Origin of the sequence: Streptomyces sp. S3(2020) (assembly GCF_013044505.1) — a bacterium.
GTDB lineage: Bacteria > Actinomycetota > Actinomycetes > Streptomycetales > Streptomycetaceae > Streptomyces.
In genome coordinates, this window is sequence record NZ_JABERD010000560.1 from 1 (window position 1) to 615 (window position 615).

A 615-nucleotide genomic window follows, 5' to 3' on the forward strand; every position below is an offset into this window, starting at 1 on the left:
CGCTCGGGCCCCGGTGCCGCGCGCCCCGGCGGCCGCGCGGGCCCGACGCCCCGGCGCCAGCGTCGCTGGGGTGGGGGGCGCTACGCCGCGCCCCCCCGGGGAGGCCGTGGCGCGCGCCCGGGTGCAACGCCTCGGCCACCAGGCCGCCGAGGCCCGCGACCTGCTCCTCCCCCTCGCCTACGCCCAAGGCGCGGGCCTGCCCTGGGCGGGAGTGTGGCCCCGACTGGCCTCCGCCCTGTCGGGCCACGCCTACCGCGACGACCACATCCGGTGGCTGCGCAAGCGCGCGGGGTCGTACGTCGTGGAGAGCGTCGATGACGACGACGGAGGTGGCTCGGTCTACCGGGTCTACCACCGGGCGCTCATCGAGTACCTGAGGGAGGGGCGGGACGCCGAGCAGGTACAGCGCACCATCACGGAGACGTTGCGCGAGGTCGAACACCCTTATGTGCGGCGGTACTTGTCGCTGCACGCGGGGGAGGGCGGGGTGCTGGACCCGCTGGTGCAGGACGCACGGTTCGTCCTCACCTGCGCTCCGGGCCAACTCCTGTCCGCGCTCCCCGGGTTGCGCACGGCGGAGGGGCGGCGGGCGGGGCCTGTCTCGTATACACCTCT

Annotated in this window: 1 pseudogene; it reads left to right on the forward strand. The window is 75.9% G+C overall.

Annotated features, from left to right (window positions below):
• Positions 1-106: 106 nt before the first annotated feature.
• Positions 107-615, forward strand: a pseudogene (locus tag HLK59_RS50320) (hypothetical protein); the annotation flags it as partial.